Source organism: Sphingomonas sp. SP5, assembly GCF_058313455.1.
This window is the reverse complement of sequence record NZ_JBZFLF010000010.1, coordinates 1-22,057: the sequence shown is the minus strand read 5'-3', so window position 1 is coordinate 22,057 and position 22,057 is coordinate 1. Positions and strand designations below refer to the sequence as shown.

At 68.9% G+C, this 22,057-nt stretch carries 14 protein-coding genes and 1 pseudogene; 2 read left to right on the top strand and 13 right to left on the bottom strand.

Annotated elements, in window-relative coordinates; all coding sequences use genetic code 11:
- Positions 1-102: 102 nt before the first annotated feature.
- The 9 genes from AC4GY7_RS17235 to AC4GY7_RS17195 form a co-directional block, all read right to left on the bottom strand.
- Positions 103-3,132, bottom strand: a complete 3,030-nt coding sequence (locus AC4GY7_RS17235; protein ID WP_491116351.1) for a diguanylate cyclase domain-containing protein — start codon at positions 3,130-3,132, stop codon at positions 103-105.
- 115 nt (positions 3,133-3,247) lie between these two features.
- Complete coding sequence (locus AC4GY7_RS17230; RefSeq protein ID WP_491116349.1) at positions 3,248-4,000, bottom strand: FadR/GntR family transcriptional regulator; 753 nt, start codon at positions 3,998-4,000, stop codon at positions 3,248-3,250.
- The gene (gene uxuA, locus AC4GY7_RS17225) at positions 3,997-5,193 is read right to left on the bottom strand and encodes a mannonate dehydratase (protein WP_491116347.1); all 1,197 of its coding nucleotides are present in this window, start codon (positions 5,191-5,193) and stop codon (positions 3,997-3,999) included. The genes AC4GY7_RS17230 and uxuA overlap by 4 nt, the downstream gene beginning before the upstream one ends.
- 79 nt (positions 5,194-5,272) lie before the next feature.
- The gene (locus tag AC4GY7_RS17220; RefSeq protein WP_491116345.1) at positions 5,273-6,325 is read right to left on the bottom strand and encodes a LacI family DNA-binding transcriptional regulator; all 1,053 of its coding nucleotides are present in this window, start codon (positions 6,323-6,325) and stop codon (positions 5,273-5,275) included.
- On the bottom strand, positions 6,325-7,803 hold the full coding sequence (locus AC4GY7_RS17215) for a tryptophan halogenase family protein (protein WP_491116343.1): 1,479 nt from the start codon (positions 7,801-7,803) through the stop codon (positions 6,325-6,327). Before AC4GY7_RS17215 ends, AC4GY7_RS17220 begins: the two co-directional genes overlap by 1 nt.
- On the bottom strand, positions 7,800-8,798 hold the full coding sequence (locus AC4GY7_RS17210; RefSeq protein ID WP_491116341.1) for a cupin-like domain-containing protein: 999 nt from the start codon (positions 8,796-8,798) through the stop codon (positions 7,800-7,802). Before AC4GY7_RS17210 ends, AC4GY7_RS17215 begins: the two co-directional genes overlap by 4 nt.
- Positions 8,799-8,814: 16 nt before the next feature.
- Positions 8,815-9,531 (bottom strand): SapC family protein, encoded by a 717-nt coding sequence (locus AC4GY7_RS17205; RefSeq protein ID WP_491116339.1) that lies wholly within the window; start codon positions 9,529-9,531, stop codon positions 8,815-8,817.
- Entirely contained in the window at positions 9,528-11,033 is a 1,506-nt protein-coding gene (locus AC4GY7_RS17200; protein WP_491116337.1) for a tryptophan halogenase family protein, read from the bottom strand. Before AC4GY7_RS17200 ends, AC4GY7_RS17205 begins: the two co-directional genes overlap by 4 nt.
- A 254-nt stretch (positions 11,034-11,287) precedes the next feature.
- A complete protein-coding gene (locus tag AC4GY7_RS17195) occupies positions 11,288-14,359 on the bottom strand; it encodes a TonB-dependent receptor (protein ID WP_491116335.1) in 3,072 nt (1,023 codons plus the stop codon).
- 205 nt (positions 14,360-14,564) lie between these two features.
- On the opposite strand from AC4GY7_RS17195, the gene AC4GY7_RS17190 reads away from it, so the two are divergent.
- Together AC4GY7_RS17190 and AC4GY7_RS17185 are read left to right on the top strand one after the other, a co-directional pair.
- Positions 14,565-16,790, top strand: a complete 2,226-nt coding sequence (locus AC4GY7_RS17190; RefSeq protein WP_491116334.1) for a beta-glucosidase — start codon at positions 14,565-14,567, stop codon at positions 16,788-16,790.
- Positions 16,791-17,286: 496 nt separating this feature from the next.
- On the top strand, positions 17,287-18,471 hold the full coding sequence (locus AC4GY7_RS17185; RefSeq protein ID WP_491116332.1) for an MFS transporter: 1,185 nt from the start codon (positions 17,287-17,289) through the stop codon (positions 18,469-18,471).
- Between the two features lie 4 nt (positions 18,472-18,475).
- Here AC4GY7_RS17185 and AC4GY7_RS17180 read toward each other — a convergent pair whose 3' ends face one another.
- From AC4GY7_RS17180 to AC4GY7_RS17165, 4 genes and pseudogenes are all read right to left on the bottom strand, one after another.
- Positions 18,476-19,300 carry a glycoside hydrolase family 16 protein gene (locus AC4GY7_RS17180; RefSeq protein ID WP_491116330.1) on the bottom strand — a complete coding sequence of 275 codons (825 nt, stop codon included), beginning with the start codon at positions 19,298-19,300 and terminating at the stop codon, positions 18,476-18,478.
- 64 nt (positions 19,301-19,364) lie between these two features.
- Positions 19,365-20,096: a hypothetical protein gene (locus tag AC4GY7_RS17175; protein ID WP_491116328.1), complete on the bottom strand. Its 732-nt coding sequence runs from the start codon at positions 20,094-20,096 to the stop codon at positions 19,365-19,367.
- Between the two features lie 4 nt (positions 20,097-20,100).
- On the bottom strand, positions 20,101-21,351 hold the full coding sequence (locus AC4GY7_RS17170; protein WP_491116326.1) for a toxic anion resistance protein: 1,251 nt from the start codon (positions 21,349-21,351) through the stop codon (positions 20,101-20,103).
- A gap of 605 nt (positions 21,352-21,956) precedes the next feature.
- Positions 21,957-22,057, bottom strand: a pseudogene (locus AC4GY7_RS17165) (IS5/IS1182 family transposase); the annotation flags it as partial.

Sequence of the window (22,057 nt, the reverse complement as noted above, 5' to 3'; positions counted from 1 at the left end):
CGTCGGAGCATCCCATCAAGGACGTGCGATTAAGCGCATGCCGCGTAGCAATTCGAGAGCGATTCCCGGCTTTCGCATAGTGTCGGCATAGGGTTGCGGGCGTCAGCCGGCGGCGGTGGGCGCCAATCGCCAGGTGCCGCGGCCGGCACGCTTCGCCTCATAGAGGGCGAGGTCCGCCGCCTTGTAGAGCGCCTCCGCCGTCGTCGCGCCGTCGCGCGCCACCACCGCACCGATGCTGAGCGCGGGGTGGAGCGTGCGCCGGTCGATCGTCACCGGCGGCGCGCAGGCGGCCTGGAGGCGCCGGCAGAGGTCGGCGACGCCCTGATCGTCGCGCGCATCGGCGATCAGGATCGCGAATTCGTCGCCGCCGAGGCGGAAGATGCTGTCGCGCTGGCGGACCGTCGCGGTCAGCCGGTCGGCGACCTCGACCAGCAGGGCATCGCCGACATCGTGGCCGAAGCCGTCGTTGACCTGCTTGAACCGGTCGAGATCGATCAGCAGCAGCGCGAACGGCGAGCTGGCGGATGCGGTGGCGACCAGCCGCGCCAGCACCTCGCCATAGAGGCGGCGATTGCCGAGGCCGGTGAGCGTATCCGAATAAGCGAGCTTTTCGAGCTCGGAACGGCTGACGAGCAGTTCGGCGGTGCGCCGTTCGACCAGCGTTTCCAGCAACCGCTCGCGCCGGCGCGCGGACCGCAGCCGCAGGTGGACGAGGCCGAGCGTGGCGGCCAGCACGCCGGCGACGGCAGCGGCGCGGACGATCGGCGTTTCCGACCAGCGATGCTCCACGTCGAGCGTCAGCGTCAGCGGTGCGCCGATCGGACGAAGGCGGTCGCCGCTGGCGCCGCTGCCCTCCAGCGCACGGACCACCAGCGTCGAGCGCCCCGGCGGCAGATTGGTGTAGCGGGCGATGCGGTGCTGGGCGTCGACCCGCGTCCATTCGCTCTCCTGCGGCTCCAGCCGATAGGCGAAGGCCTGATCGCGACCCGTGGCATAATCGAGCCGGGCGAATTCGGCGGTGAGGCTGCGTTCGTCGGAGCCGATGGTAAGCGTCGTCGCCTGTTGCGCGGGGATGGAGCGGCCGCCGCCGCGGATCGCGGTGAAGCGCAGCGGGGCCTGCCAGGGCGTGGTGGCCGGCAGCGCAGGATCGATGATCGTCAGCCCGCCGAAGCCGGCGAACACCAGCCGTCCGTCCGGCAGGATATCGCCCGCCCCGGTCCAGTTCGCCGTGAAGGCGACGCCGTCGGCCGGCTTCAGCAGAGTGATCGCACGGGTGGCGGGGTCGATCCGGGCGATGCCGCCGTCGGTGCTTGCCCAGATCGCGCCGTCCGGGCCGGCAAGCAGCTTGTCGACCGTATCGTGCGGCAGGCCCTCGCGGCGGCCGAGATGGGCGATGCCCCGCCAGGCGCCGCCGTGGCGTTCGAACATGGTGAGGCCGCCGCCGACGGTGCCGGCCCAGAGCCGGCCCAGCCGATCGGTCAGCAGCGTGCTGACGTAATTGCCGCGCAACGCCGCGCCGGCGCGGGTGCGGGGGCGGAATTGCTCCACCGTTCCTGTCCTCGGGTCGACGCGATTGAGCCCGCGCGCCGTACCGACCCAGAGCGATCCGTCGCCGGTGACGGCGAACGAGCGGACGCGCGGATCGGTGAGCCGGGCGGACCAGGCGGCGCGCGCAGGCGCACCCGGCCGCCGCACGTCGACGACGCCGACGCCGGTGCCGCCGACATACAGCCGATCGCCGTCGAGCAGCAGGCGCGACCAGGGTTCCGCCGACAGGCGTCGCGCGTCGGTGCCGGCAAGCGACAGGTGGAACAGCCCGTCGTCGCCGGCGGTGAAGGCGCCACGGCCGGGCGGAAAGGCGAAGGCATGGACGTCGCGACGCGCCCCCGGCAGCCGCTGCGGCGGCGCGATGCCGCCTGCCGACGGCACCAGGCGGGCGGCCGGCACGTCGGCGGCGCCGTACCAGAGCGTGCCATCGGGCGCGGCGCCGACCGCCCAGGCCTGATCGGGCAGCGCGCCCGGTGCCGGACGCAGCGCGCCGACCAAGCCGAGCACGCGGCGCGGCGCGGGATCGACATAGGCAAGCGTCGCATCGCCGACCACCCACACCCGGCCGGCGGCATCGCGGATCAGCTGGTTCAGCCCATCTTCGGGCAGGCTGCTGGCGATGAGCGGATCGTGGCGCAAGTGCCGGATGCGCGACGTCGCCGGATCGACGATCCAGATCCCGGTGCGCGACGCCGTCCAGATCGTGCCGTCGCCGGCGCGGATCATCGCACCTAGTACCGGCGGCCGCTCGCGCTCGCCCACCGGCAGGTGACGCACCGCGCCACCGGCATCGACGGTGTAGAAGCCGTTGGAGGTGGACACCCAGAGGTTGCCGCGCGCGTCGTCGAGCAGATCGGCAATGGCACCGGCCCCCGGCAGCACGACCGGCACAAACCGGCTCGCGCCCGTCCGGCGGACGAACAGGCGGTGATCGGCGGCGATCCACAGCGCGCCGCGCGTGTCGCGATGCAGCGCACGGATCGGGCCGTTCGGCACATTGTTGGCGGCATCCGGCGCGATCAGCGTCACCCGCCGGTCGGCGCCGCGAACATGGGCAAGGCCGATATCGCTGGCGACCCACAGGCCGCCTGCACCATCGTCGTCGATCGCGGTGACATGCGTCGCATCGAGCGGCGTGCGATTGGGCGGCCGCACGAATCGTTCGGTGACGGGGTCGTGCCACAACAGCCCTTCGGCGCTCATGCCCAGCCACAACCTGCCGGCGGCATCGGCGAACAGCAGGTTGACCATCACCTCCGGCAGGGCACCCGCATCGGCGGTGGCTTCGGTGGTATAACTCTTGAAACCCGTCCCATCCCAGCGGGCGAGGCCGGCGTCGGTGGCGAGCCAGACGAAGCCGTCGCCATCCTGCGCCACGGCGCGCGGCAGGCCTGTATCGGGGATCGCCTCGTCGCGCGCGACCACCTTGAAGAACCGGTCGGCGGCGGCGCGCCAGGGATCGGGTGGCGCCGCGTCGCCACGCTCGCGCGGTGCCGCCGCATGGGGCGCCAGCGGTGCCGACGCCGCCAGCACGCAGGTCGCGCAGGCGACGAGCACACAGGCGAGGGAGCGGGCTAACAGCATCCCGGCACGCTGCCATGCCAGCATTGAAGAGTGTTTAAGGCCGGAACGGCCGGCGCTGCTTATTCCTGTAGTGGGAAGGGGTTAGGCATGACGGGCGGCACATGCCACCGCAGCATCAGGCATGGAGGCGGCGGCGCAGGGCGCCGCGCTGTTCCTCGATTTCCGACTGGGCGCGGCGCAGCGCCTCGACCTCGGTGGCGGCGAGCAGATCTTCGACCACGCGGTTGAGGTGCGCGCGCATCGCGCCGCGGGCAGCGGCGGAATCGCGGGCGCGCAGTGCCTCGACGATCGCCTGATGCTCCTCGACGCGGGGATGGACGCCGCCTGCCCATGCCTCGGCGAAGATATGGGCGCTCAGCGGCGCGCTGTCACGCAGCCGCCAGAGCATGTCGACTACCGTCGCTATGACGGTATTGCCGGTCGCCTCTGCGATGCGCAGGTGGAAGCGGCGGTCGGTGTCGAAGGCGGCGCTGCTGGACGGATCGCAGGCCGCCATCTCGGCAAGCGTGGCGTCGAGGTCGGCGAGCGCGGCATCGTCGATCATCGTCGCGGCGACCGCGGCCGCCTCGCCCTCGAACAGGATGCGCGCCTCGATCAGTTCGAAGGCGCCGATGTCGAGTTCGGCCGGCCCGACCTGCTGCGCGGGCGCGGCGGTGACGTACAGGCCGGACCCGTGCCGCGCCTCCACCAGCCCGCGGATTTCGAGCGCGATCATCGCTTCGCGGATCGTCGGGCGGCTGACCGCGAACTCCTCGGCAAGCTCGCGTTCGCCGGGCAGGCGCGTGCCGATGGTGTAGCGGCCCTGGGCGATGCGTTCGCTGATCGCGTTGACGACGCGCTGGTAGAGCTTTTCGCCGCGCTGCTTCATGGCTGCGGCTCCTGCGCGGAGGCGGCATAGGCGATGCCGCGTTCCAGCCCGCGCAATTCGGCGAGGCCGCGCAGGCGGCCGATCAGCGGATAGCCGGGATTGCAGCGGCGCCCCAGATCGTCGGCCATCAGGTGGCCGTGATCGGGGCGCATCGGAATGCTGCGTCCTTCGCGCCGCGACAGGCGATGGATGGCGGCGACGACGGCGGGCATGTCGGCATCCCCGTCCAGATGGGCGGCCTCGTGGAAGGCGCGGGTGCCGTCGCGCTCGACCGAGCGCAGGTGGAGGAACCCGATGCGCGATCCGTAACGCTCGACGATGCCGGCAAGGTCGTTGTCGGCGCGCGCGCCGAGCGAGCCGGTGCAGAAGCACAGGCCGTTCGCCGGATTGGGCACCCGCGCGAACAGCTGCGCCAGATCGTCCTCGGTGCTCACCACGCGCGGCAGGCCGAAGATGGGGAAGGGCGGATCGTCGGGGTGGACGACGAGGCGGAGGCCCAGCGCCTCGGCATGCGGACAGACCGCATCCAGGAACGCCGCATGGTTGTCGCGCAGCCGGCTTGCGTCGACGTCGGCATATTGCTCCATCGCGGCGAGGAAGCTTTGCGAGGTGAAGCTTTCCTCGCTGCCGGGCAGGCCGGCGAGGATGGTGGCTTCGAGGCGGTGCGCTTCCTCCTCCGACAGGGCGGCATGGTGCGCGGCGGCGGCGGCGATGCGGGCGTCGTCGTAATCGCGTTCGGCGCCGGGACGGCGCAGGATGTGGAGATCGTAGGCCGCCACGGCGTCCCAGTCGAACCGCAGTGCGAGCGCGCCGTCGGGCATGCGATAGGCAAGATCGGTACGCGTCCAGTCGAGCAGCGGCATGAAATTATAGGTGACGACGGTGATGCCGCACGCGGCGAGATGGGTCAGGCTGGCGCGATAGGCGGCGATGCGCTCGTCCCACAGGGGTCCGCGCGTCTTGATCTGATCGTCGACCGGCAGGCTTTCGACCACGGTCCAGCCGAGCCCCGCCTGCGCGATCGATGCCTTGCGCGCCGCGATCGCGTCCTGCGTCCAGACGGCGCCGTTGGGCACGTCGTGCAGCGCGGTGACCACCTCGCCGGCACCCGCCTGCCGGATGGCGGCGAGGGAGACGGGATCGCCCGGCCCGAACCAGCGCATCGTCTGCGTCATCAGCGTATCGGTGTGCACCCGCGTCTCCCTGGCTTACCGCCGCACCGATATATCAAGGCGGGAGGACAGGCCAGTGGCTATCAAGTGGGCAGGCCAATCAATCGGCCAACGGTCCGGTGGAGCCGCGTACCGCCAGCGTCGCCGGTACGACCACCGGCCCGGCAGGCACGGGGCGGCCGGCTTGTTCGGCGATGATGCACTCGACCGCCCGTGCGGTGACCTCGGCGATCGGCTGGACGATGGCGGTGAGCGGGGGATGGGCGAAGCGGACGATCGGCGTGTCGTCGAAGCTGACGATGGACAGGTCGGCCGGCACGTCGAGGCCGCGTTCGCGCACGCATTCCAGGGTGGCAAGCGCCATCTGATCGCTGCTGGCGATGATCGCGGTCGGTGGCGCAGCGGAATCGAGCAGGGCGATGGCGGCGGCGCGGCCTGACGCGAAACCGAAATCGCCCTGTGCCAGCAGTCCCTCCGTCGGCAGCCCGGCCGCGGCCATTGCCCGTCGCCATCCCGCGACCCGCCAGCCGCTCAGTTCGTATTCGGCAGAGCCGGCGATGAAGCCGATGCGGCGGTGGCCCAGGCCGACGAGATGCTCCGTGGCGAGCCGCGCCGCGCCCTCGTCGTCCATGGTCAGGGCGAAGCCGCCGCCTGCCTTGAGCGAGCCGATGCGCGCGAAGCTGATCCCCTGCGCCTCCAGCAGGCGCGTGATGAGCGGGTTTTCCGAATGCGGCGGCGTCAGGATCACGCCATCGGGTTGCAACGCGGCGATCGCGCCGGTCAGCTCGCGTTCGATATGGTCGCTGTGCGTGTCGACCAGCTCGACGATCAGGCGATAGCCATGTTCGGCGCAGGTCAGCATGCCGCCCAGCAGCATCTGGTCGACCCAGTCGGTCCCCTGGCGGCTGCGCCAGTCGGCGATGGTGCGCTCGCGATCGTTGAGCGCGACGATCAGATAGGAGCGCGAGCCGCCCATCCGCTGCGCCGCGATCGAGGGCACGTAGCCGAGCTTCGCGATCGAGGCCTGGACGCGTTGCAGCATCTCCGGCCGCACATTGGGTTCCTTGTTGATGACGCGGCTGACCGTCTGCAACGACACGCCGGCGTCGGCGGCGACGTGGCGGATGGTGACGGACTGGCGGCGGCGCGCCATCAGGCGGCGGCTCCGCAATAGCGCGCGACATAGTCGGCGTGGTGCGGCAGGCCGGCGACGGTCTGCGCAACGCTTTGGCGCAGCGTCGCCAGCAGTCGGGCGAGGTCGTCGTCGGACAGTTTGGCGGCGATCGGATGGTGGCTCGCGGGCGTGATCCCCTGGCCCATCATCACCTGCACCCAGCTGTTTTCCGCGAACAATTCCTCGTTCCGGCGGAAGACGCGGCCGGTATCGCGGAACAGCGCGATCTTCTGCGCCAGGCTGTCCGGGATCTCCATCCCCGCGCACTGCCGCCAGAACGCGCTGTCGCGCCGTTCGGTCGCCTTGTAGTGGAGGATCAGGAAATCGCGGATCTGCACCATGTCGGTGTGCTGCTGGTCGTTGAATTCGGCGACATCGGCGGGCGAGACGGGGCCGGCGGGCAACATGCGGATGAGCCGCAGGATGGCGCGCTGGATCAGGTGGATGCTGGTAGATTCGAGCGGCTCCATGAAGCCGCCGGCAAGGCCGATCGCGATGCAGTTGCGATGCCATTGCCGCCGCCTCGCGCCTGTCGTGAAGCGCAGCCGGTTGGGCTCGGTCAACACCTCGCCCTCGATCGTGCCGAGCAGGCGTTCGAGCGCCGCATGCTCGGTCATGTAGCGGCTGCAATAGACGATGCCGTTGCCGACACGATGCTGGAGCGGGATGCGCCACTGCCAACCCGCCTGATGCGCAGTCGCGCGGGTGAAGGGCACGGCCGGCCCGGTGCTCGCCGTCTGCACCGCGATGGCGGCGTCGCAGGGCAGCCAGTGGGTCCAGTCGTCGAAGCCGACATGCAGCGCCCGCTCGATCAGCAGCGCGCGAAAGCCGGTGCAGTCGAGGAACAGGTCGCCCTCCACGCGCAGGCCGGATTCGAGCACCAGCGCGGCAATGTCGCCGCTGGTGCCGTCCAGTTCCACCTCCGCGATCCGGCCCTCTATGCGGTGCGCGCCGTCACCCTCCGCCATGCGGCGCAGGAAACGGCCGTAGAGCGTCGAATCGAGTTGATAGGCGTAGTTGAGCCGGTCGTCGGGCAGATGCGCGAACTTGCCTTCGCGCGCGGCGATCAGTTCGAGGCAGTAATCATCATAGGGTTCGGCGTGGCCGCGCGACAGGCCATCCAGCCAGAAATGCTGGAAGCCGGCCGCCCAATGATCCTTGCCGGTAAGGCCGAAGGAATGGAAGTAGCCGCTGTCGGGCGTCTTCCATCCATCGAACTGGATGCCCAGTTTGAAGGTCGCCTGCGTCGCGGCCATGAACTCGGCCTCGTTGATCCCGAGGAGGCGGTTGAAGGTGATGATCGGGGGAATCGTCGATTCGCCGACGCCGATCGTGCCGATTGCGTCGGATTCGACCAAAGTAACCGTTACCGCGCGGCCGAGCACGCGAGCCAGCGCGGCGGCGGCCATCCAGCCCGCGGTGCCGCCACCGGCGACGACGATGCGGCGCGGCGTCATCGGCTGAGCGCCCGCAGCAGATAGGCGCGGATGCGGCCCGCCAAGGCGGGCGTCATCGGATCGAGCACGCCGCGTCCCTCCGCCGGGATATGCGCGACGAGCGCCTCGGCATCGGCGGCGAAGACGTAATGGTCGAACATCTCGCGCCAATGCGCGCGCTGGTCGGCAGGCAGATCGCGGATCGTCATCATCGCGTGATGCAGCGCCTCCTGCGGCTGGCCGAGCCAGCGCGGGGCGTCGCGCCACCAATAGTTCACCAGCACGTTGAAATCCTCCAGCCCCTCGACATGGTGCCACCACAAGGCGGGGATGTAGAGCGCGTCGCCCGCCTCCAGCTCGACGACCTGCGCCTCGGCGAGTGCGGCGGCGAAGCGGGGATGCGCGGCGAGATCGGGCGCGTGGAAATCGACCATGCTGACCGCGCGGCCGGCGGGGGTATGGTCGACCGGCCCCAGGTAGAGGTTGCGGAACTGTTCGCGCGGAAAGAGCGTGAAGCGGCGGCGGCCGACCGCGCAGACCGCGAGATTGTGCGGCACGTCGTTGTGCGCGGCGATGCGGGTGCGCGAGCCGATCCAGATGCTCGCCAGCGGTTCGCGCGTGCCCAGGTCGATCCGATTCGCCTCGTGCAGCCCGTCGAAGAACTGGTGCATGTCGATCGAGGCAAGATAGATGGCAGGTGCGTCCGGCTGCCCGGCGAAGGCATGGATGCGCGCAAAGATCTCCGGCAGCTTCGCTTCCATCGTGCGGAAGTTCATCTGCATCGCCGCATCGTAGAACAGCCGTCCGCCGCTGCCCGGCTGGCCGACGGAGACAGTGAAGGGACGGTCGCGGTGGTGACCCAGCAGCAGGTCGCGTGCCGCGGCGGCGGAGGTGCGTCCGGCGCGGACCAGCGGCCAGTCGGCGGCAAGGCCGCGGACGACGAACGGCCGGTCGGCATCGCGCAGGCGCACGTCGAGCGCGGCGGCATCGGCTATCGCGACCTCCGGCACCGGCATGGGGGCAGGAGCCGCTTTAGCCACCGGATGCCTGCCGGTTCTTGCGCGCGATGAGCGTGCCGAGGTTGGCAAGGCTCGCCACCGCCATGAAGACGGGCAGCAGATGGCCGGCGGCGTGGAGTTCGCCGAGCGCAGCGGCGTCGAGCGCGGCAAGGCGCTCTTCGTCGATGGTATGGAAGCCGACCAGGCGATGGGTGGCGCCGCTGTCCAGCGTGACGTCGAGCGTGAAGGGTTCGAGCAGCGCATGCCGCTCCAGCGCGGCGAAGAAGGCGGCGCTGTCGCGATACCCCTGGTCGAGCGCGCCCAGCCGCTCGGCGATCCCTTCGAGGTAGGGCGTCGGAGCGCCTGCGTCGTCGAAGACGCGCATGCCCTCATCACCGCCGACCCGCGGCGAGGCCATGTCGATATGCACCTGCCGGTCGCCGCCGCCGTCGGGACCGCCGCCGATAAGGAAGGGCTGCACCTCCATGGCGAGCGGACGATAGCGCGCATCCCAGCCGCCGGCCGTCAGGTAGAGGTTCTCGCCCGCCTCGAAACCGAACAGGGCGAGCGCGGTGAAGCGGTCGCGCTGGTCGTTGAGGCGGAAGAGGATCGGATAGGCATTCTGCACTTGACGGAACTCTGCCGGCATGACGATCGAGGCCATCTGCGCATCGCCCAAAGCGGCATCGGCTTCGGTGCGGATGCGCAGGCTGCGGTGCGCTTCGGCGGTGAGAAGGGCGTGGTGGCTCATCGGGCACATCTTTCGGGTGAAGCGCGCACCGCGTCCAGATAGGCGCGGTTGGTCGGCAGGCTGGCGGCGAGCGCGCGGGTGCGGGTCGCGAGTTGGGCAAGGGCGGCGCCATCGGCGGCCGGCTGCGCGATCGGTCCCGTTGCGGGGGCCCCGATGCCCATGCCGTAGAGGATGTAGCGATAGCTCGCGGCGGGGAAGATCTCGTCCTGCGCAGGCAGATCGATCGCGGCAGGCGGACGGTGGCGCCACAAGGCAAGATTGTCGGCAAGGCGATCCGGGATCGTGGCGGGATCGCGATGCGCACGCCAATAGGGTTCGTCGCGCCGGCCGAGTGCGTAATGCAGCTTCAGGAACTCGACGATCCGCTCCCAGCGGTAACGGAACAAAGCGTTGAAGCGACGCGCCTGGATCGGCATCACTGCGGCCGACACGGGAAAATCGGCGAGCAGCGCGTCGAGCGACAGTTCGATGGTGACGATCGCCGACGCTTCGAGGGGTTCGAGGAACCCCGCGGACAGGCCGATGGCGAGGACGTTGCCCTGCCATTGCCGCTCCCGATAGGCGGAGCGGAAGGTGAGGCGGCGCGGCGGCGGCATCGGCACGCCGGGCGCGGTGCGGGCGCAATAAGCGGCGAGCGTCGCCTCGGCCGCGTCGTCGCTCATGTAAGCGGAGGCATAGACGCAGCCGATGCCGCGGCGCGTCGGCAGGCCGATGTCCCAGATCCAGCCGGCGGCATGGGCGGTGGCGTCCGTCTGCGCGGCGATCGGGCTGCCGTGCGAGACCGGCATCTGCACGGCGAGCGCGCGATCGTTGAAGAGGATGCGCTCGCAATCCACGGTGCCGACGCCGCAATGGTCGCCGATCAGCAGTGCGGCATGGCCGGTGCAGTCGATGAACAGGTCGCCGGCGATCGGCCCTGACCCACGCGTGCGGACCGCGGCGACCGTGTCGTCGGGGGCGGCATCGACGCCGGTGACATGGTCGCGGACGTGGGTGACGCCGAGCCGCTGCGTGGCGTGCCGCATCAGCAGCGCGGCAAGCTTCGCGGCGTCGAGGTGATAGGCGTAGTTCAGCGCGCCGGCGTAATCGGGCATGGCGCGCTGGCGCGGTGCGAGATCGCGGGCGCAGACGTGCGGCTGGGGCGACACCGCATCGGCATAGGCGCGGTCCGCCCAGTCCGCCGGATCGGCGTCGAGCGGCAGCGTGAAGGGGTGGTAATATCGATCGTCATCGGCACCGGTCGTCCAGCCGACGAAGCGCGTGCCCTGTTTGAACGACGCGTCGCAGGCGAGGAGCAATTCGGTTTCGGGAATGCCGATCGCCGCGAGCGTGCGGCGGATGGTCGGCCAGGTGCCCTCGCCGACTCCGATCGTCGGTACGTCGGGCGATTCGATCAGCGTCACCGCGACCCGCCCGGCCGCGGCCGCGGCGATGCGGCAGGCGGCGAGCCAGCCCGCGGTGCCGCCGCCGACGATCACGATGCTGGCGATGGCCGTCTTCACCCCGCGTCCTTCTCGATCCGTGTGCGACAGGCCTGCCGTGTGGCGGCGGAAAAAGCCAGCCGAGACGCCGTCACGTCCGCGTCACCCTGTCCGTGTGTCGGGGGCTTTCGACGTCGGCCGAGAACAGAGCTTCCGTATATGCCCGCGATGACGGCAAATTGGCCTGTCATTGCGAGCGTAGCGAAGCAATCCAGGGTGTCCTGGTCCGGTTCTGGATTGCTTCGCTTGCGCTCGCGATGACGGCGTGATCCCCCTTAGAACGTGAAGCGCACGCCGGCCGAATAGCGGGCGTAGCCCGGCTGCGCGAAGGTGACGAAATTATCCGAACGGCGGTGGCCGCGGCGCCCTTCGCCGGTGAGGTTGATGACTTCGGCAAAGCCGGTGACCTTGGGCGTGAAGGCGTAGCTGATGCTGCCGTCGACCTGGCCGTAGGCCTGGACATAGGTAGGATCGAAGGCACCGCCGGCGTAGAACTGGTCGCGCCAGTTATAGGCGATGCGCCATTGCAGGCCGTATTTGTCGTAATAAAGGACGGCATTGGCGCTGTCGCTGAGCCCGGTCAGTGCGAACTGGCCGATCGAGGGATCCAGCGTATTGTTGTATTTCGCATCGCCGTTGACGATCGTGTAATTGAGGATCGTGCCGAAGCCGGTATCCCAGAAGCGGTGCTGGATCGCGAATTCCCAGCCGTGGATATTGGCGGTCTGATCGCTGTTGAACGGCTGCGAAATCTGGAAGTTGAACAGGTCGTCTTCGGGCAGGCCGAAGATGTTGCCGTTGAGATAGGTGGCGCCGCCCGCCTCGGTCTGGCCGGTGACCTGCGAGGAGCCGGGATAGTTGCGCAGGATATAGTCGCGCACCCGCACCGCATCGGTGGTGCCGAGAGCGGCCACCGCCGCCCGGTAGCGTGGACCCGAGCCGGGATTGCGCAGGTCGAAGGCCGGAGTGTTGACCTGCGTGGTGCCGATGAAGTTCGACACGTCCTTGTTGAAATAGCCGACCGAGATGTAGCTTTCGTTGGAATAATACCATTCGGCCGAGAAATCGATGTTCTTCGATTTGTAGGGCACGAGGCCGGCATTGCCGTTGCGGCCGGTGCCGCCGCCGATGCGCGGATTGGAATCGAGTTCCAGCCCGCCCTGCAGGCTGCCGTAGTCGGCGCGCGTGATGGTGTGGCTGTACGAGGCGCGCAGCTTGACGTTGCGCACCGGCTCGATGTCGAAGTCGAACGCCGGGAGCCAGTTCTGGTAGCTGCCCTTGAAGGTCGTGAACGCGCTGTTCGCCGCATAGGAGAGTGCGAATTCGTTGGCGCCCGTCCAGCGCGTGCCGGTCGGGATCGGCACCAGCGCCGAGGAGTCGACGTTGGTCTGATCGTAGCGGACGCCGGCGATGAGGTGCGCGGGCCGGTCGAACAGGTCGAACTTCAGGTTGAACTGGACGAAGGGCGAGATCGTCTTTTCGCGGATGCGCCGATCGGTGGTGAAATTGGCGAGGCAGGTGTTCGCCTGCACCGTGCCGGTCTGCGGGCTGGAGCAGATGTTGTACTGCTGGCGCAGCAGTTCGGCCATGCGCTCGAAGTCGAAGGTGTAGATCGCCGGGGGCAGCGCCGAGCTGCCGGCGCCCTGTACGCCCTTGAACTTGTCAGGCAGGCTGACCTGGCGGAAGAAGTCGTCGGGCACCGCCGCCGCACCGAAGCTGGCGCCGCGCGGGTCGACGCCGCCCCAGGTTTCGTTCTGGATGAAGCCGTAGGCCGAGCGTACCTGATTGTCGACGAACGAGAAGCCCGCATCGATGCTGTCGAGGATGTCGCCCTGGTGGTCGTAATGCCCCTTCAGCTGGACCTGATTGATCTCGTCGCGGAAATAGGCGTTGCGGAAGGCATTGCCGGTCGGCGTGATGAGCGAGGCATCGAGCGGATTGATGCCCGGATACATGTTGTAGGAGATGATCGGCAGGTCGTTGGTGAAGTCGATCGTCTGGTTCTGCACGCCGAAGATCGCGCCGCCGATCGAGGTGCTGCTGCCGTATTGATTGGTCGGCTTCGAGGTGGCGGTGGAGTGATGGCCGTCGAGCGACACGGTGACGTTGCCGGGCGCATCCCAGGTCAGATTGCCGCCGAGCGACTTGTTCTCGGACTGGTTGGCGGTCAGCGCGCTGCTGTAGGACAGGTCCTTACCCGGCGCGAACCGCTCGGTGTAGAAGACCGGGCCGGCGTTGGGGCCGTCGGTCCAGGCGGACGACGTGTCGCCGAAGTTGAACCAGATGCCGACGCTGCTGTCGCGCACCTCCACCTTGTTGCGCGAATAGGTGAAGTCGAGCGTCGCGGTGAGCGTGTCGGTCGGCTTCGCCTGCAGGACGAGCTGGCCGTTGATACGCTCGCGGCGGATGTCGATGAGGTCGTAGGCGGCGCTCTGCGGGATCTCGTAGACCGCATTGGGGCCGGGACGGTTGGTGATGTTCTGCGATCCCGGCGTGCCGGGCTGGGCGAGCGTGCCCCAGTTGTTTTCCGATCCCAGGAAGCCGTCGCGGAAGCCGACGCTGGCGGAGTTGTTGCTCGCCTTGCGCAGCTGGTAGGCGCCCGAGACGAGGATGCCGATGCGATCGTCGGCGAAGGTGTCCGAGAAGATGCCCGAGATTTCGGGCGTCACCGGGTCCTTGCCGTTGCGCGAGGTGTCGAGCACGCCCTTGGCGGCGATGCTGCCGCGCAGACCCGGCTTTTCGAGCGGACGGGGGGTGCGGATGTTGATCGTCGAGCCGATGCCGCCCGAGGGGACGGCGGCGCGGCCGGTCTTGTAGACCTCGACCGCGGCGATGCCTTCGGAGGCGAGGTTGGCGAAGTCGAACGAGCGCGAAGCCGGCGCGCTGGCGCCGTCGCCGAGCGTCGAGGTCGGCATCTGGCGGCCGTTCAGCGTGACGAGATTGTATTCGGGGCCGAAGCCGCGGACGGTGACGGTCGAGCCTTCGCCGTTGGAGCGGTCGATCGACACGCCGGTGATGCGCTGGAGCGATTCGGCAAGGTTGGTATCGGGGAACTTGCCGATGTCCTCGGCACTGATCGCGTCGATGACGCCCTGGCCGTTGCGCTTGATGTCCACCGCTTCGCGCAAGGAGGCGCGGATGCCGGAGACGACGATGTCGTCGCCCGTCTCGCCTTCGGGTGCACTGGCCTGCGGCGCGATCTCGGACGGGCCGGGATTGCCGACGGTGGCGGCGGCGTCGGGCGCGCGCGTGTCCTGCGCGGCGGCGGCACCGGGCAATGCGACCAGTGCGATGGTGGATACGCCGATGGCGAATTGCGAAAGCAAGCGAGCATGTGCGCTCTGCATCTAGAACCTCCCCTGTCGGACGCGGCGATCCCGCGCTCTTTGAGAACGTTCACTTCTTTCATCGCGGAAAGTCTGTCAAGCGATTGATGTTGTTGATCCAGCGTAGTTGTGAACGTTCACGTGATATGCTTTCAAGAGCCGAAAACATGTGTGGGAGGATGCAATGAGGCGGTTGGTGATGTGGGCGGGCACGAGCGTGCTTGCGATGGCGGCCCTGGCGTCGGCTGCGGCACAGACGCGCACTGCGGCGCAGGCGCAGGCGCCGGCGGACGCGACGGCCGGTGCGGCGCGGGCGCGGGCCGACGGGATCGTCGCGCGGATGACGCTGGATGAGAAGATCGCGCTGCTCCACGGGCTGTTCCCGCCGATGGCGGCGGGCAAGACGCGCGAGGCGCTGATCCCGTCCGCGGGCCATATCGACGGCATCCCCCGCCTGGGCGTGCCGGTGGTGCGCGAGAGCGATGCCTCGCTCGGCGTCGCCAACCAGGTCGAGCAGCGCGTGGGCGACGTCGCCACCGCCTTGCCCTCGGCCCTCGCCACCGCGGCGAGCTTCGACCCCGCCGTCGCGCGGGCGGGCGGCACGATGATCGGCGCGGAGGCGCGCGCCAAGCGCTTCAACGTGCTGCTGGCAGGCGGCGTCAACCTGACGCGCGATCCGTGGAACGGGCGCAATTTCGAATATATGGGCGAGGACCCGCTGCTCGCCGGCACGCTGGCGGGGGCGCATATCGCGGGCGTGCAGTCCAACCGCATCGTCTCCACCGTCAAGCATTTCGCGCTCAACGCGCAGGAGACGGGTAGGATGGTCGTCGATGCGCGGATCGGCGAGGCGGCGCTGAGGATGAGCGACCTGCTCGCCTTTCAGCTGGCGATCGAGGGCGGCCGACCGGGATCGGTGATGTGCGCCTACAACAAGGTAAACGGCGACTGGTCGTGCGAGAACCGCCACCTGCTGACCGACGTGCTGAAGCGCGACTGGGGCTACCAAGGCTGGGTGATGAGCGACTGGGGCGCGGTGCATTCGACGATCAAGGCGGCCGATGCCGGGCTCGACCAGCAATCGGGGCAGGAACTGGACAAGGCGCTCTATTTCGCCGCGCCGCTGAAGGCCGCGGTAGAGAAGGGCGAGGTGCCGCAGTCGCGGATCGACGACATGGTCGCGCGCTACCTGACCGGGCTGATCGAGACGGGCGCCTATGACGCGCCGGTACCGACGATTGCGCAGACGCCGCCCTATGCCGCGCATGCCGAAGTTGCGCAGCGTGCGGCGGAGGCGGGCATCGTGCTGCTGAAGAACGACGGCGACCTGCTGCCGATCGCGCGCACCGCCAAACGGATCGTGGTGATCGGCGGCAATGCCGATGTCGGCGTGCTGTCCGGCGGCGGATCGAGCCAGGTGCGATCGGTCGGCGGCGCGCCGGTCGAGATTCCGCTGGCGACCGGGGGATCGGCGTCCTTCGCGCGGATCACCTACCACGCCTCTTCGCCGCTCGCCGCGTTGCGCAAGGCGCTGCCGGGCGTGCGGGTGGACTGGGTCGACGGACGCAGCCTTAATGCGACGGTGGCGGCAGCGAAGGCGGCGGATCTCGCCATCGTCTTTGCGACGCAATGGACGACGGAGGCGGACGACGTGCCCGACCTGCGCCTGCCCAACCAGCAGGACGCGCTGATCGCGGCGATCGCCGCCGCGCAGCCGCACACCGTGGCGGTGATGGAGACAGGCGGGCCGGTGCTGATGCCGTGGATCAAGGCGGTGCCGGCGGTGGTGCAGGCCTGGTACCCCGGCCAGCGTGGTGGCGAGGCATTGGCCGCGATTCTGACCGGGCGAGTCAATCCGTCGGGCCGGCTGCCGATCACCTTTCCCGCAGACGCCTCGCAGCCGCCACGCCCGCGGCCCGTCGGCCTCGACCGGCTGGGCGGGCTGGAAGCGGCAGCGGCGGCGAACCCGGCGGCGGCGTCCACCTATGTACTGGAGAGCTTCCCGGTCGATTATGTCGAGGGGGCCGATGTCGGCTATCGCTGGTACGAGAAGAAGGGGCTGACGCCGCTGTTCCGTTTCGGCCACGGGCTCAGCTACACGCAGTTCGCCTATCGCAACCCGGTGGTGACCGGCGGCGCGCGGCTGTCGGTGACGTTCGACGTGGTGAACACCGGCAAGCGCGCCGGCGCCGATGTGCCGCAGATGTATGTGGCGCGCGACGGCGGCGACGCGCCGATGCGACTGGCGGGCTTCACGCGCGTCACGCTAAAGCCGGGTGAGACGCGGCGGGTGACGCTGACCTCGGAGCCGCGGGTGGTGGCAGATTACGACGTCAAGCTGCCCGGCTGGCGGATCGCGCCGGGCCGCTACCGGGTGGCACTGGCCCGCGATGCCGGCGACCGGACGATGGTATCGACCGCGATGCTGGAGGGGGCGACGATGCGACCCTGACGGGCGTGTTTACGAGGGAGGGCCGTCGCTGAAGAACGAGATCGGCGGCAGGCCTGTAGGACCAGTCGACCTTCAATCCTCCATCTGGCGGGGGGAGGGCTATCGCATATGGGCTGTCTGATCCGCGATCTTCAATCCTCCGTCATGCCGGACTTGGTCCGGCATCCACCGTGCCGCACACCCATACGCTCTTGATTTTGCGGCACGGTGGACCCCGGAACGAGTCCGGGGTGACGAAGGATACTGGGATGGCATGCTCCTTCATCCGAAGCCGTGAGCCATCATCGCCATATGCGATAGCTGCCCTGGCGGGGGAGGATGGAAGGTCGATCAGCCCCAGATCGCTTTGAACCGATGCGCCGATCGAGGGGGCGCCGTGCTCCTGCGCAGGCAGGAGCACGGTTGGACCTTGAACAGGTGCGACACGGCACATGGCGATGGCGGTGCGCGGGTGTCGGTTGCAGGAAGGCGCCGGGGCGGGCAGGTTCGTGGACCCATGTCGTCCGTCCGTCGCTCGCCCGCCTTTCTGCTCATCTTCGCGCTGGCGAATGTCGGTGGCGTCATTGCCTATCTGCCGTTGTTGACGCTCTTGTTGCCGGTGAAGGTGGAGGGGCTGGGGGGTGAGGCGCGGATCGGGGTGTTCGCCGCCTGCGCCACCGCCGGCGCAGTGGCGGCGAGCGCGTCCAACATCCTGTTCGGCTGGCTGAGCGACCGGTCGCTGCGCCGGGGCGGCGGCCGGCGGCGGTGGATGGCGGGTGGGATCGTCGCCACCGCCATCACCTACGCCGGCATCGCGCTCGCCACGACGCCGGGGGTGATCGTCGCGGCGATCGTCGCCTTCCAGCTGGCGGTGAATGCCCTGCTCGCACCGATGATGGCGACCATGGCGGAGGAGATACCGGACGCGCAGAAGGGGCTGGCCGGCGGCCTGCTGTCGCTCGGTGCGCCGGCCGCTTCGGCATTCTCGGCGGTGCTGGTCGGCGCGGCATGGGCATCGGAGGCGGGGCGGTTGGCGATGGTGCCGGTGGTGACCGGAGTGTGCACCCTGCCGCTGCTGCTGACCCGGCAGAGGCTGGCGGTGGAGGAGGGGACGGCGCCGGCGCCTGTGCCGCCGCGCCGCGACCTGGTCGTGGCGGGCGTATCGCGGTTGCTGGTGCAGATCGCCGCGGTGGTGACGCAGGCCTATCTGCTCTATTATTTCGAGAGCTTCCTGCCCCCAAGCGAGCATGGCGGCCTGCCGGTGCGGATCGGCCATCTGCTGACGCTGGCCTTCGTCGTGCCGCTGCCCTTCGCATTGCTGCTCGGCCGGCTTTCCGACCTCACCCGGCGGCGCAAGCCGTTCCTGCTGCTGGCCGCGGGGGTGGCGGTGATCGGGTTGATCGGGATGGCGGCGGCGCGCGGCTGGGTGGCGGGGGCGGTGGCGTTCGGCGTGTATACGCTGGGATCTTCGGTGTTCGTGGCGCTGCATGCGGCGTTCGCGATGCAGTTGCTGCCGAACCCGCGGCACCGCGGCCGCGACCTGGGCTTCCTCAACCTCGCCAACACCGCGCCTTCGCTGCTCGGGCCGCCGCTGACCTGGTGGCTCGCCAGCCCACAGGATTTCAGCGCGGTGATGGTGATGCTGGCGGTGCTGACCGCGTGCGGCGGCCTGGGCATGCTCGGCGTCAAGGCGTGGCGGTGAGCGATCATCGCCGCCAGTAGCGGACGTAGTCGACGCGCATCGCCTGCGGCAGCGCGGCATCGTCGATGCCCTTGGCGCCGCCCCAGTCGCCGCCGACCGCCAGGTTGAGGATCATGCGGAACGGACGGGTGAAGGGCCAGGCCGCGGCGCCGCCCGGCTTGTCGTTGGCGACGCGCATATAGGCGCGGCCGTCGACGCCGATCAGGATCGCATCCGGCCGCCAGTCGAGCTGGTAGCGGTGGAATGCCGTGCAAGCGGTGGGCACGGTGACGTCGGCGCCGCGCTGCGTGCCCTTGACGTGGTTGTAAGCTTCGCTGTGCAGCGTCGCGTGAACCACATTGGGGTTCCAGCCGACCATCTCCATGATGTCGATCTCCCCCATCGCCGGCCAGGTGCCGCTGGTCGGCAGCATCCAGATCGCCGGCCACATGCCGCGGCCGCAGGGCAGGCGGGCGCTGACCTCGTAGAAGCCGTAGCCGAAGGTGCCGCGGCTGACGAGCTTGGCCGACGTATAGGACTGGCCGCCGGAATCGGGGGCGGTCGGCGTCTCGCGGCGTGCGGTGAGGGTCAGGGCGCCGCCGGCGACGCGGGCGTTGGCGGGGCCGTAATATTGCTTCTCGTGGTTGAACCAGCCCTGCTTGTTATAATCGCCGTCGAAGCGCCAGGTGGCGGTATCGACGCGGGCGCCGTTGAATTCGTCGGCGAAGTCGGGCTTGCGGGCGGGGGCGGCGATCGGCTGGTCGACACGGTGGTCGCTGGCACCCAGCGTCGGTCCGGTGGGCGCCGGCTGCACCTGGGCAGCTTGCGCGGCGAGCAGCAGGATCAGCATCGTCTCTCCCCTTTATTGTTCTCCGTCAGATGATTAGCGCATAGATCCGGCGGGGCAAGCGAGCTTACCCGCCGGTCTCGTCGCGATATTTGATCTCGAGATAGCGCCCGCGCGTCGATAGGCTGTCGAGGTCGTTCTGAGCCAGCCGGGCGGTCATGTCGGCGATCTCCTGCTCGATCAGCTGGAGGCCGGCGACGAGTTCGGCATCGGGGGTGCGGCCGTTGCGCTCGACGCGGCGCAGCGGCTCGGGCACACGGGCATAATCGTTGACGAAGGCGGGCAATTGCTCGCCGATCAGGCGGCGCACCTCATAGGCCTCTTCCTCGCGCCCCTGGAGCCGGCCGAGCTGCGGCGACAGCGTTTCGAGGCGGACGCCGATCTGGTCGACCAGCCCGCGCGCCGGCGCCGGCAGCGCAGGCCGCTGCGCCTCCAGCCAGCGTTCGGTCTTGGCGGGCAGCGCCTTGATGTCGACCTCGCGCAGCGTCTTTTCCGACGGCGCGCGCGCGGCGGGCGCGATGGCGATGGCGATCGTCACCGCCGCCATCAGCAGCAGCACGGCGAGCCCGCCGAACAGGCCGATCCCCGTCGGCAGCATCACGCCGAGCACGCCCGCCGCGATCAGGATGATCGCATTGACCGCGAAGATGAAGGCGAGGCGGGTGCCGACGCCGACCGCCTTGCGCTTCAGCCGCTTGCCGTGCGCGCGATAGGCGGTGCTGACCTGCCCGCGATAATCCTCGCTGATCCGCGCCATCACGGCACGGGCGCGTTCGATCTGCTGGTCGACCTCGGTCATCGCGTCACAGCGACTCCAGGCGGTATTGGTCGCCGCCCGGACCCTTGCCCGAACCCGTCAGAGCGCCCTGTGCGGCGCCCTCTGCACGGGCGATATAGCCCTTGGATTTCTCCACCTCGCTGCCCAATGCGGTGACGGTGGTCTTCATCGAATCGAGCGCCTTCAGCTTGAACGTATCGATCGCGTCCATCGTGTCGTAGATGTTCTGGAAGGCGCGCTGCAGCGTTTCGAGCGGGATGGTGGAGGCGGCGGCCTGTTCGTGGATCGCGGCGGTGTTGCTGCGCAGCAGCTTGCCGGTCGAATCGATGATGTTGGCGGTGGTCGTGTTCAGCTGGGTGATCGATTCCAGCACCAGCTTCTGGTTGGTCAGCGCCTGCGCCACCGTCACCGCGGTGCGCAGCGCCGACACGGTGGTGGTGCTGGCGCGATCGACGCCCTTCACCAGCTCGACGTTGTTCTTCTTGACGAGGTCGAGCGCCAGATAGCCCTGCACCGTCACCGCCATCTGGGTCAGCAGGTCCTGCGTGCGCTGGCGGGTGTAGAACAGCGCGGTTTCGCGGATCGCCTTGGCCTTGGCGGGATCGGTATGGTCGAGTTCGTTGGCCGTATCCTCCAGCCGCGCGTCCATCGTCTTGCTGAGGTGGATCATCTGTTCGAGCCGGCCCATCGCCGCCCACAGGTTGGCGCGTTCGGTATCGATCGCGGCATTGTCCATCAGCAGCTCGTCCTTGCCGCCGGCAAGGTTCTTGAGGATCGAGCTGATGTGCGTCTGCGACGACTGGTAGCTGTCGAAATAGTCGCGCATCTTGGAGCCGAAGGGGATGATGCCGAAGATCTTCTTCGGCCCGCTGAGCGCGCCCTTGCGGCCGGGATCGAGGTCTTCGATCACCCGGCGCAGCTGCGCAAGGTCGGCGCCGACGCCGGTGTCCTTGTCCATCGCGCGGATCGGGCGGTCGAGGAACCGGTTGGACTGGCCCGCCGCCTCGCGGATTTCCTTGGCGCCCATCGCGGTGATCGCATCGACGCGTTTGCCGAATTCGGGGCTGTTGACGTCCTGCGCCACCAGTTCGGTGACGAAGGTGTCGACGCGCGCCTCGAGCTGCGTCTTCTTGGCCTCGTCCACCGGCACCAGCCCGGCGGCACGCTCGGCCTGCACCGTCGGCACGGGATCGGGCGGGGTGAGCACCAGGCCGGGTGCAGTCCCGGTCTGTCCGGTCCCAGTCTGTCCAGTCAGCGTATCGGCGGTGGTCGCCATCATCGTCCTCCAGCAGGCATCGGCCCGGTCGCCCGCAATGTGCCGGTTGCAGGGGCGGGGTTCAAGTGTGTCATGTGAATAATACGCCTGGCCGCGGCCGGGGGCGATTCAAGTGCGGAAGTTGCCAAAGTTGACGGCACGTCGGCGTCGGAATCGCGCCTCGCATGTGCCCCGTGCGACGGGAGCGAAGCGAGAGCGGGCGTGACCATGGTGGCAGTGTAGCGGAACGGCGGGGTGTAGGACAGCGGGGGTGAGGGTGATGTGGGGGTGATGTCTGCGCGAGACTGTCTTGGGCGGTTTGTTACGCCCGATGCGGACGGCCCGCTTCCGCCCGATCCCGGTCACTCAGGGCTGCTCAACATCCCGAAAGTAATCGTTGTTAAGGTTCAGGCCTATGGCGGGAAGGGGGCCGCTTGGAGACTGGCAGCTTTTGTACGCGCGGCCGCGAATGTGGCTAACATCACATTTTTGGCTTGGCGGCTTCCCTTGCTGAAATCCAATCCGCTGCGTCTGCACGGGGATTGGTTTCATCCTTCTGGTCGAACCACCATCTGTCGCCGCTATCCACGAAAGTCCACGCGGCGGTTAGGGTCAGGACTCGTTGATCACAGCCAGAAGATGACGGTGGCAGCGAGGGCAATAGCGGAGAGGAAGGCGGTCGGGCATCGATCGTAGCGGGTAGCAACCCGGCGCCAGTCTTTGAGGC

What these genes read in the sequence shown, in the direction of transcription:
- AC4GY7_RS17235 (WP_491116351.1), bottom strand. Translation starts at nt 3,132, where the DNA reads ATGCTGTTAGCCCGCTCCCTCGCCTGTGTGCTCGTCGCCTGCGCGACC.
- AC4GY7_RS17230 (WP_491116349.1), bottom strand. Translation starts at nt 4,000, where the DNA reads ATGAAGCAGCGCGGCGAAAAGCTCTACCAGCGCGTCGTCAACGCGATC.
- AC4GY7_RS17220 (WP_491116345.1), bottom strand. Translation starts at nt 6,325, where the DNA reads ATGGCGCGCCGCCGCCAGTCCGTCACCATCCGCCACGTCGCCGCCGAC.
- AC4GY7_RS17215 (WP_491116343.1), bottom strand. Translation starts at nt 7,803, where the DNA reads ATGACGCCGCGCCGCATCGTCGTCGCCGGTGGCGGCACCGCGGGCTGG.
- AC4GY7_RS17210 (WP_491116341.1), bottom strand. Translation starts at nt 8,798, where the DNA reads ATGCCGGTGCCGGAGGTCGCGATAGCCGATGCCGCCGCGCTCGACGTG.
- AC4GY7_RS17205 (WP_491116339.1), bottom strand. Translation starts at nt 9,531, where the DNA reads ATGAGCCACCACGCCCTTCTCACCGCCGAAGCGCACCGCAGCCTGCGC.
- AC4GY7_RS17195 (WP_491116335.1), bottom strand. Translation starts at nt 14,359, where the DNA reads ATGCAGAGCGCACATGCTCGCTTGCTTTCGCAATTCGCCATCGGCGTA.
- AC4GY7_RS17190 (WP_491116334.1), top strand. Translation starts at nt 14,565, where the DNA reads ATGGCGGCCCTGGCGTCGGCTGCGGCACAGACGCGCACTGCGGCGCAG.
- AC4GY7_RS17185 (WP_491116332.1), top strand. Translation starts at nt 17,287, where the DNA reads ATGTCGTCCGTCCGTCGCTCGCCCGCCTTTCTGCTCATCTTCGCGCTG.
- AC4GY7_RS17180 (WP_491116330.1), bottom strand. Translation starts at nt 19,300, where the DNA reads ATGCTGATCCTGCTGCTCGCCGCGCAAGCTGCCCAGGTGCAGCCGGCG.
- AC4GY7_RS17175 (WP_491116328.1), bottom strand. Translation starts at nt 20,096, where the DNA reads ATGACCGAGGTCGACCAGCAGATCGAACGCGCCCGTGCCGTGATGGCG.
- AC4GY7_RS17170 (WP_491116326.1), bottom strand. Translation starts at nt 21,351, where the DNA reads ATGGCGACCACCGCCGATACGCTGACTGGACAGACTGGGACCGGACAG.